Raw genomic sequence first — 9,543 nt, 5'->3', positions numbered from 1 at the left:
GGGCGGTAGGCTATAAGCGCCCGAAAACTTGGTGACGCGGGGTGGAGCAGCCCGGTAGCTCGTCAGGCTCATAACCTGAAGGTCGCAGGTTCAAATCCTGCCCCCGCAACCAAAAATTACAATAACTCTCGACGTATCTACATTTGCTACGGATCAGCACCCTTGTCGGCAGACGTTTGTCGTGAAATCTGGTTGCCGTCCGTCAAAGGTCCGAGTGTCGCTTTGCATTTTGAAATGGGCAAATCGACCGGTTCGCCTAACGAGGCCGCCTTGCCGCGGCAAGCTTGCCTGCATAATCTAACGCGGCCAGCATATTGACATGGTTTGCAATGCCCGTACCCGCAATATCGAAGGCGGTTCCATGATCGACTGAGCATCGGTCGATTGGCAATCCAAGCGAGACATTGACGGCGGTGTCGAAGGCGATGAGCTTGATCGGGATATGACCCTGATCGTGATATTGCGCGATCACAAGATCGAAAGCACCGGTATTAGCACGGTGATAGACCGTGTCCGCCGAGATCGGACCTTCGACGTCGATCCCTTCCTTTCTGGCTTTCGCCACGCCCGGCGCGATCCTTTCATCGTCCTCATCGCCAAATAACCCCCCTTCACCACAATGGGGGTTCAGGCCAGCAACAGCTATGCGGGGTGTCTGCAGGCCCATGCGACGAAGATGATTGTGGCCGGTTCGGATGGTCTCGTAAATCCGCTCGGGGGTCGCTCGCGCTATCGCCTCTTTCAGAGAGACGTGAGTCGAAACATGCAGAACATTGAGCGTCGGCGAGGCAAGTAACATCCAGGATGTTTTGCAACCGGTCAAATGCGCCAGCATTCCCGTGTGGCCGTCGTAGTGATGGCCCGCCGCATTCAGAGCTGCCTTGTTGATCGGAGCGGTGACAATGCAGGAGGCCGCATCAGATGTCGCAAGTTCGACCGCCTTTTCGATATAGCGGAACGATGCCTCGCCGCAGGTGTCAGAGAGCACACCGAACCGGCCAGGCAATCCGTCGACTGGCACGTCGATCACCTGCAGAGCGGCGGTGTCGCCGTCACCGCCCTGAGGGCGTAGGGAAAGGTCGAGGTCACAGGCGCGCACGGCGCGCTCAAGGGTTGCGTGGTCGCCAATCACGGCGTAACGCGCGCGTTCTTGCGGCTTCAGTTCGGCCATGGCCTTCACCGTCACCTCAGCGCCCACGCCGGATGGGTCGCCCATGGTAATTACGATGGGTTGTTCGGGCATCGGGTCTCTCCAGAGGACAATTTCATGATGGCGGCGCCGTCAGCGCAGAGCGAGTTCGTCGTCGTTGACGCAATAGGGAGGCGGATCTCCGGCGAAGATTGCGTCGAGGCTTTCAATGACCATCAGACCGACATTTTCGAGCGCTTCTCGCGTATCGGCGCCGGAATGCGGGGTAAAAACCGCGCGCGGATGCTGGAAGATCGGATGCGATACATCCGGCGGTTCGCTTCGGTAAGCATCGATCGCAACCCCGCCGAGACGCTCCTCTTCGAGTGCTGCGGCAACCGCGTCGAGATCGACCACGTCGCCACGCGCAAGATTGATGAGCTTGGCGTCGGGCTTCATCAGCGAAAGCGCCCTCTCGCCGATCAATGATATATTATCCGCTCCGCCGAACACATGAAGAGAAACATAGTCGGAAACCGCCAGCAATTCGTCGAGCGGGAGAAACGAAATCTCATAATTCCGCGCGAAAGCCTCGTCGGGAAATTTTTCGGTCGCGACGACCTTCATACCGAGTCCGACAGCCAATCTGGCCAGGCGTTTTCCGATATTACCAAGCCCGACAATACCGAGCGTCTTGCCGCCGAGTTGGGTGCCAATTTGCCGGTTCCATCCCCCAGAGGCCACGGAGATATGGCCCTGGGGTATGAAGCGGGCCATCGAGAACATCAAACCCACCGCCAGCTCGGCCACAGCATCGGCATTTGCGGCGGGCGTGTTGCAGACAGGAAGCCCGGCGGTGGTGCACGACGCTATGTCGATATTGTCGATTCCAACGCCATGCTTGACGACGCCCTTGAGATTTACGCCAGCGGCCAGTGTTTCCGGCGTAACGGGAACGAGGCCGACCACCAGCGCGTCGGCCCGCCCGATCTCTTCGGAAAGCCCGCCATCGGCTTTCTCCGTGTCAATGCAGCGGATGAATTCCCATCCACGATCGGCGATCAGCTCCGGAATCCGGCCATGCCTGCCAAAGCCGGGGGAGGTAGTGACGACAACCGGCATCAGATCAACTCGTATTTTTTCAGGATCGTCTCGATCTGCCTGTCCTGTTCGGGATCCGGCAGCAGAGCCGGCTGACGCGATGCGCCGACAGAATGATCCATGACCCAGAGCGCGCGCTTCACCAGAGCGGGCGGATAGCCGAGCTTGTAGAGATCGGTGCGGAAGCTGCCATAGGTTTCCTGCGCCCTTGCTGCACCCGCTTCGTCGCCGGCGTTGAAGCAGTCGACGATCTGCGCCAGCACGTCGGGCATGACGTTGCCGAGGCCTGAAATCGCACCTCTTGCGCCGTTCTGGAATGCCCAGTGGACCAGATGGTCGGGGCCGGAATAGACGTCAAAACTATCCTCTTCACGGCCGATCGCCATATAGGCTTCCAGCGTATCCTGCGCGCCGCCCGAATCCTTTATGCCGGCGATATTACCGTGTTCCGACAGCCTGCGGGCGGTCTCTGGCTCGATGTGGTTCTGGGTCCGGGCCGGAATGTCGTAAAGGTAGACCGGAGTGTCCACCGCATCGGCGACCGAGGAGAAATGCCGGATGAGCGCATCTTGCGTGCAGGAGATGAAAAAGGGAGTGATAACGGCAATGCCATCGACGCCGATGCGGTCGAACTCCTTGGCCAGAAGCACGGTTTCGTACGTCGCGGGCATACCGGCATTGACGATGATCTTGGTTTTACCAGCCACTTCTTCAACGACCTCTCGGGTCAGCTTGACCTTCTCATCAAAGGTCAAGGCGGAGAAATCACCGTTTGTGCCTGCGCACATGATATGATTGCCGGCAGCAACCTGTCGACGCACCTGCGTACGGGTGGCGTCATAGTTGATCGTCTCATCGTCATTGAAACACGTGACCAGCGCGACGAACGCTTCTTTTTTCGAATTCATTGAGACTCCGGCTTTGATTGGTTTCGTTCTGCGCGTCTGCGTACAAGTGCGCCGGCGACCAGTGGCCAGCCAGCCGACAAAACAGTGAGGGCGAGGAAAAGGAGTGTGATCGGTGTCGATACGAAGGCGATGACATCGTCATGGGTCTGAAGAAGGCCCCGCCGCAGGTTCGACTCCAATAGGGGACCAAGTATCAGGGCAATACAGAGTGCTGCCTGGCTGAAACCGAATTTCTGCATACCCCAGCCCAAGACGCCGAAGCCGACCATCGTATAGAGATCGACCGGGTTCAGGTTGATCGCAAAGGAGCCGATGAAGCAGAAGATAACGATCGACATGGCGAGGAGGCGGCGAGGGATCATCAAAATGCGGCTGAAAACCGGGATGAGAGCCATGCCGAAGATGAACATGAAGATCGTCGCGATGAACGTGCCGCCGAATATTCCGACCACGACGTCGGGATTGGTCTGAAAAAGCATCGGGCCTGGAGCAAGACCCTGAATTAGCAGGCCGCCCATCAGGACCGCCGTCACGACGTCACCCGGAATACCAAGAGCCAGTAGCGGAATAAGAGCAGCGGCGCAGACCGCATTATTGGCCGACTCGGTGGCCGCGATTCCTGGTGCATATCCGGTGCCGAATTTCTCCGGCGTCTTCGATGCGCGGCGGCATTCATTATAGGAGATCCACGAAGCCGTGCCCGACCCGGTTCCCGGCACGATACCGATAAGAGTGCCTATGATTGAGCCGCGTAGAAGCGCGCCTCGACTTTCCTTCATCTCGGACCGGCTCGGCCAGCGACCCGATACGATTTTAATCGGCTCTTCCTTAGCGGCAATTCGCTCCATCTGGGTGAACACTTCAGAGAGTGCAAAGAGGCCGATCAGTGCAGGAGTAAACGCGAAGCCCGAAGCAAAACCCTGGACATTGAATGTATAACGCAGAACGCCGGAAATCGGGTCGGCGCCTACCGTGGAAATGAGAATGCCGAGGAGGCCCGAAATCGCACCTTTCAGTAGATCGCCGGATAGAGAGGCGATGATCGTCAGGCCGAACAGCGCAAGGGCGAAATATTCAGACGCGCCGAACTCCAGGGCAATCCCGGCAAGTTGAGGTGCAAGCGTCGCCAGAACGACAGCAGCGATGAGGCCACCTACGGTCGAGGCGATCGTCGCCATTCCGAGCGCCCGTCCTGCTTCGCCCCTCTGCGCCATCGGATAGCCATCGAGAACTGTGGCGGCCGATGCAGGCGTGCCGGGCGTTCGCAGCAGGATGGACGATACGCAGCCTCCGTAAATACCGCCGATATAAATACCGATCAGCATGTTGAGACCCATAACGGGCGTCATGCCGAAGGTAAGGGGAATTAGAAGGGCGACACCCATCGTTGCAGTCAGTCCTGGCAACGCCCCTATAATGAGGCCGCCAAGCGTGCCGGCTGCTATTGTCAGCAGAATCTGCGGCTCAAAGAGTGGGGTAAGAAAGGCGATGGATTCCATGGTCCGCCCTGGGGGCTGTACGACAGCGGCCGTCTTCGTGAAAGAAAACCGGGGCGGCTTGGCGGCCCCGGTCCAATATCAGACGCCATCGGCGCCTGTTCTGATCAGTTATTCATCTCGAGCATGTGGAGCTTTTCGAGCACCTTTTTCGACGTTTCCATGTCTTTCCTGGCTCGAGCCTCAAATGCTTCACCGTCCTCGTACACAACAAACTCACCCATATCGGTCAGCGTCTTCCGAAACTGCTCATCATTGGCCACTTTCTCGACGGCATCGCGCAGCCAGGCCCGCGTATCTTCATCCATTCCTTTCGGACCAATCAGACCCTTCCAGGAGGACCAGGTGAAATCGACACCCTTTTCGACGGCTGTCGGCGTGTCCGGGAAGAGATCGATGCGCTCGTCTTCCATGACAAAGAGTGGGCTCATCTGTCCGGCTTCCGATGCCGCCAAAGCCTCCGCCGGTGAGGCGACCATCGCGTCGATATGACCGCCGATGCAGGCGGTGCGCGCTTCTGACGATCCGTTGAACGGCACGGACTCAATCGTGATGCCGGCGGCGTCCGCGAAAGCCTCTGCGGATATCTGGTTGGCGCCGCCGGCGCCTGAGTTGCCGACCTGGGGTGCTTTGTCCTTGGCATATTCGACGAACGCGTCGTAGTCGGAGAACGGAGCGTCAGCGCATGCCACCATGACCTGGAGCGAGCGGGCGTAGAGACCGATAAACTCGACATCGTCCAGTTTGTAGTCCGTTCCGCCGATTAGCGGTTTGATGACGAGCGGCCCTTGAGCGCCGGCACCCAGCGTATAGCCGTCCGCACGGGCATTGAGAGCGGCCGACGAACCTATCGCACCTCCGCCGCCTGGCTGATTGCGTACAACCATCTGTCCGTCGAAGAGGCGTTCGAACGTTTCGGCCACGACACGCATGGAGAGGTCCGTCGATCCGCCCGCAGAATATGGCACGACAACCTGGATGGGCCGCTGTGGGAAATCCGCGGCGAATGCTCCGGTCGCAGCGGTGGTCGCGAAAGCGGCGCCCATAAGGATAGATTTTAGCATTTGTTTCCTCCCTTTGATTTCAGATAATCGATGGCTATTCACGGCAGCCATACGGACAGCAGTTTTGTAAAACCGTAGTAGATGGCCAGGGTCATACCGACTGGAAACAGGACGATGATGAGCCAGTTACGCTCACCCAGCAGAAGCAGGCCAAGAATGAATGTCGCTAATGTCGAAGGCAGATAGCCTATTGGCATGAAGGATGCGGCATAACCGATCATCAGAAATGTAAAGCCAGCCATAGCCAGAAGCACCCGTCGGCCTGGTATCGCAATGTTCGCCGCTGCTTCATTTTCCATACGAAGCGCACGAACAATCAGCACAAGCGAAAGCATGCCGATTAAGGCAATCGTCAGCCATGGGACAAAACTCGGGCCTGCCGCGCCGGGGTTGAAGCCCTGCTTGATGAAGGTCGTGCGCCAGCTAGCGAATCCGCAGAAGGCCAATAGCCCGCAGCCGATCCACAAGTCCGCCTTCCTTTCCCTCAATATCATTTTGGCCTCTCCTGAGAGGACGGACACGAATGTCACGTCTCTTGAAAGTCGCGACACACTGTCAGCGATATGATAACATGTCAACTGAAGCAGAAAAAGTTTGAGTTATCGAGCCGTTTGCGAAGGCCTTTCTGGGGAAAGAATAGCTCGATTGAACGGAAATTATTCAGTATAAATCATTGAAAACAAGATAATTATGGCGATTTCACCCGTAACTTCCATGGCGCCGTCGTCTGACGTAAACATCCGTGTCGTCTTATTTGACAAGTCAAAAATTTGTAATTTATATGTCCTGAACTGCAGCTTGCCGCGAGGAAGTTCGGCTGCACGCTAGGATGAACTCGTGAGGACCGTGATGTACAATCTGACTACACCCGTCGAGTTACGACGTCCCGCGCTGGTGCACTACGGCAGCGGCGCGCTTGCAAAGCTGGCGGATTGGGTTGCGGCCTCCGGTTTTAAAGCGCCTTTTGTCGTCGCCGATCCGATCAATGCAGTTCGACTTTCACTGCTGGGTCTCGGTGAGGTCAATTGCTTTGGAGATGTTGTTCCCGAGCCTGGCAGCGATAATCTGGAAGATGCTGTTTCGGCTGCCAAAGGCGCCGATGTCGTGATTGGTTTCGGTGGCGGTTCGGCCATGGACCTTGCAAAGCTGGTTGCCGTAATGGTGGATCAGCCGGTTGAGCTATCGGACATCAGCGGTGCCAATAAAGCGCCCGCGCGCAAAGTAGGATTGGCCCAGATTCCGACGACGGCAGGCACTGGTTCGGAGGTCGGGACACGCGCCCTCGTCACCGATCCCGAGACCAACAGCAAGGTCGCCACGGAAAGCCCATACATGCTGGCCGATATCGCGATCATCGATCCTGACTTGACCATGACGGTGCCACCGCACATCACGGCAGCAACCGGTGTCGACGCGATGGCCCATTGTGTCGAGGCGTTTACTTCTAAACGTTCTCATCCTCTCATTGACGACTATGCGCTGCGTGGGATCCAACTGGTCGGCCGCTATTTGCAAAGGGCAGTTAAGAATGGCAACGACGCGGAGGCGCGCGCCGGGTTGTCGCTGGCGGCTTTTTATGGCGGCATTTGTCTCGGCCCGGTCAATACGACCGCAGGGCACGCACTTAGTTATCCGCTCGGCACGCAGTACAAACTGCCGCACGGAATCGCCAATGCGCTTATTTTCCCGCATGTTCTCGCCAAGAACGCTGAGGCTTGCGCCGAACAGACCGCCGCGATCGCTCAAGCGCTCGGTTTTAGAGGTGGCGATAGTGCAGAAATACTCGCCGGTGCTACCGCCTTCTGCAAAAGCCTCGGTCTCGACATGCGACTTCGCGCATACGGCGTGAAGGAAGATAGTTTGCGGGCTATGGCCGAGGAGGCTCATGCCATCCGCCGTCTGCTCGACTGGAACCCGCGTGAACTGTCGGTTGACGATATTGAGGCGCTATACCGGCAGGCGTACTGACCGACACAAGGTGCGACCGTGCAAGGCGATCAAATGAAGCGTGATCGAGTCTTTATCGTTGCCGATGACCTTACCGGCGCCTTGGACAGCGCGGCCACATTTGCCGAACACGGAGCGCGCGTTAGAGTTGCGTGCACTCCTGACAATTTGACAGAAGCGTTGGCTTCTCCAGCGGACGTTGTCGCGGTTGCGACCGGCACCCGTGAATTATCGGAGTCTGATGCGCGCGATGTGGTTACCTCGGTGGCGCGGCATCTGGCTGAACACAAGGGGCTACTTTTCAAGAAGGTCGACAGCCGTTTGAAGGGAAATATCGCGGCCGAAATAGATGCACTGATACCTTCGGAAAAAACACTTTTCTTCAATCCGGCCGTTCCAAAGCTTGACCGCTACTGCATGGATGGCGCTGTGGTTGGAAGCGGAATTGATGCACCCATCCCGGTGGCCGGGCGACTGGGCCGTTCGATCAAGATTTGTGACGCGCGAACTCAGCAGGATCTGATCGAACAACTGCCGAATGCGTTGGGGGAATCGGCGTTTGCAGGCGCGGCAGGTTTGGCGGAGGCGTTGGCATGCCGGCTTTGGCCAGAGGGAATAAAGATACGCCAGACACGCCCAACACTTCCCGCAATGATGGCCGTGGGTTCACGCGATCCTGTGACAGGCGGGCAAATCGAGGCTCTTGGAAATGTCCCAATTGTCACTGCGCCCAATGGTTTTTGCAGGCAGTTTCCTCAAGTTCCTCTCCTGCTCATTCGCATGACGCGGGGAGCAGAGGAAATCTCACCCGGAACTGCCTCTGACGAATTCGCGAAAACCCTCGAGCATGCCTATCGATTCCTGAGCCCGACGACCATTTTTGCCTGTGGCGGCGAAAGTGCGGGCGCGCTGCTCCAACGACTCGGCGTTGGACAGTTGGATGTTGATGGTGAGGTCATGCCTGGGATGCCTGTCGCGCGCTGCATTGGCCAGGTCCACTTATCGCTGATCACCAAATCGGGCGGGTTTGGGCAGCCTGATGCTCTGGTGAAACTTGTCAAATTACTGAATCTTCAATAGGTCGTGGTGCTGTCGACATCGGGGATTTGAATGGTAACGGCTAAGACGAAGACGCGGATGCCTCTAGCGGAGCAGGTCTATCGCTCGCTTCATGGGCGGATCGCCAATGGCGATTATCCCGCAAACGAGAAGTTACCACCCGAAATGAAGCTGGCCGAAGAGTTCGGCGTGTCTAGACCGGTGCTGCGAGCCGCGCTGGAGCGTCTGCGAAAAGAGGGTGTGGTCAATTCCCGTCAGGGTGCCGGTACCTTTGTGCGGCAAAGCCAGACTAGTGTTCCCATAGGCTTTGCAAAGGTCGAAACGCTTGCCGATGTGCAGCGATGCTACGAGTTTCGAATCAACTTGGAAACCGAAGCGGCGGCTCTTGCGGCTGAGCGCCATAATCCTGGCCTGCTGGCGGAGACCGAGCAGGCGCTTGAACTTTTGCGTGCGGCAACGGGCTCTTTGCAACATCGCGAAGATGCTGACTTCATGTTTCACAGCAGTATCGCGCGGGCATCGAACAACCATTATTTCGAGGCCGCTTTTCGTGCGCTGCGTGACCACGTGAATGTGGGCATGAAACTGCACGGTGAGTCGCTCATGAATGACGGACGCAAGGGTCTGGAAGAAGTTCTCGCCGAACATACGGATATATACGAGGCCATTCGTAACCGCGACCCTGAGGAAGCGCGCGCCCGGATGCGTCTGCATCTGGAACATTCGAGGGATCGCCTGTTCGGCGGTGGTCAGTTCGATCTCAGGCTCACCTGATCAGAATTGTCAGGCCGCGCCTGAGTGACAGCGAGTTGAACGCGACGCTCAAAACCAGCGGCCAA

Annotated in this window: 9 protein-coding genes and 1 tRNA gene; 4 read left to right on the top strand and 6 right to left on the bottom strand. The window is 57.5% G+C overall.

What is annotated here, in order from left to right; translation table 11 throughout:
• Positions 1-35 precede the first annotated feature (35 nt).
• A tRNA-Met gene (locus tag NIM86_RS15640) sits at positions 36-112 on the top strand.
• Between the two features lie 144 nt (positions 113-256).
• On the opposite strand, the gene pdxA is transcribed toward NIM86_RS15640, so the two are convergent.
• The 6 genes from pdxA to NIM86_RS15610 form a co-directional block, all read right to left on the bottom strand.
• On the bottom strand, positions 257-1,243 hold the full coding sequence (pdxA, locus tag NIM86_RS15635) for a 4-hydroxythreonine-4-phosphate dehydrogenase PdxA (protein WP_253383479.1): 987 nt from the start codon (positions 1,241-1,243) through the stop codon (positions 257-259).
• A gap of 39 nt (positions 1,244-1,282) precedes the next feature.
• A complete protein-coding gene (locus NIM86_RS15630) occupies positions 1,283-2,251 on the bottom strand; it encodes a phosphoglycerate dehydrogenase (RefSeq protein ID WP_253383477.1) in 969 nt (322 codons plus the stop codon).
• Positions 2,251-3,138, bottom strand: coding sequence for a dihydrodipicolinate synthase family protein (locus NIM86_RS15625; protein ID WP_253383475.1), 888 nt, complete (start codon positions 3,136-3,138; stop codon positions 2,251-2,253). Before NIM86_RS15625 ends, NIM86_RS15630 begins: the two co-directional genes overlap by 1 nt.
• Positions 3,135-4,637, bottom strand: a complete 1,503-nt coding sequence (locus NIM86_RS15620; RefSeq protein ID WP_253383473.1) for a tripartite tricarboxylate transporter permease — start codon at positions 4,635-4,637, stop codon at positions 3,135-3,137. Before NIM86_RS15620 ends, NIM86_RS15625 begins: the two co-directional genes overlap by 4 nt.
• 104 nt (positions 4,638-4,741) lie before the next feature.
• Positions 4,742-5,698, bottom strand: a complete 957-nt coding sequence (locus NIM86_RS15615; RefSeq protein ID WP_253383471.1) for a tripartite tricarboxylate transporter substrate binding protein — start codon at positions 5,696-5,698, stop codon at positions 4,742-4,744.
• A 38-nt stretch (positions 5,699-5,736) separates the two neighbouring features.
• A complete protein-coding gene (locus tag NIM86_RS15610) occupies positions 5,737-6,165 on the bottom strand; it encodes a tripartite tricarboxylate transporter TctB family protein (protein WP_253383469.1) in 429 nt (142 codons plus the stop codon).
• 382 nt (positions 6,166-6,547) lie between these two features.
• Between NIM86_RS15610 and NIM86_RS15605 the strand changes: the two genes are divergently transcribed.
• The 3 genes from NIM86_RS15605 to NIM86_RS15595 are packed head-to-tail and all read left to right on the top strand — an operon-like array spanning position 6,548 to position 9,478.
• Positions 6,548-7,666: an iron-containing alcohol dehydrogenase gene (locus NIM86_RS15605; protein WP_253383467.1), complete on the top strand. Its 1,119-nt coding sequence runs from the start codon at positions 6,548-6,550 to the stop codon at positions 7,664-7,666.
• A gap of 18 nt (positions 7,667-7,684) precedes the next feature.
• Positions 7,685-8,725, top strand: a complete 1,041-nt coding sequence (locus NIM86_RS15600; RefSeq protein WP_253383466.1) for a four-carbon acid sugar kinase family protein — start codon at positions 7,685-7,687, stop codon at positions 8,723-8,725.
• 30 nt (positions 8,726-8,755) lie between these two features.
• Positions 8,756-9,478 carry a FadR/GntR family transcriptional regulator gene (locus NIM86_RS15595; protein WP_253383465.1) on the top strand — a complete coding sequence of 241 codons (723 nt, stop codon included), beginning with the start codon at positions 8,756-8,758 and terminating at the stop codon, positions 9,476-9,478.
• The last annotated feature ends 65 nt before the right edge of the window (positions 9,479-9,543 follow it).

Source organism: Notoacmeibacter sp. MSK16QG-6, assembly GCF_024158145.1.
GTDB lineage: Bacteria > Pseudomonadota > Alphaproteobacteria > Rhizobiales > Rhizobiaceae > Notoacmeibacter.
The sequence above is the reverse complement of the archived record's forward strand: the minus strand, read 5'-3'. Positions and strand labels throughout refer to the sequence as shown.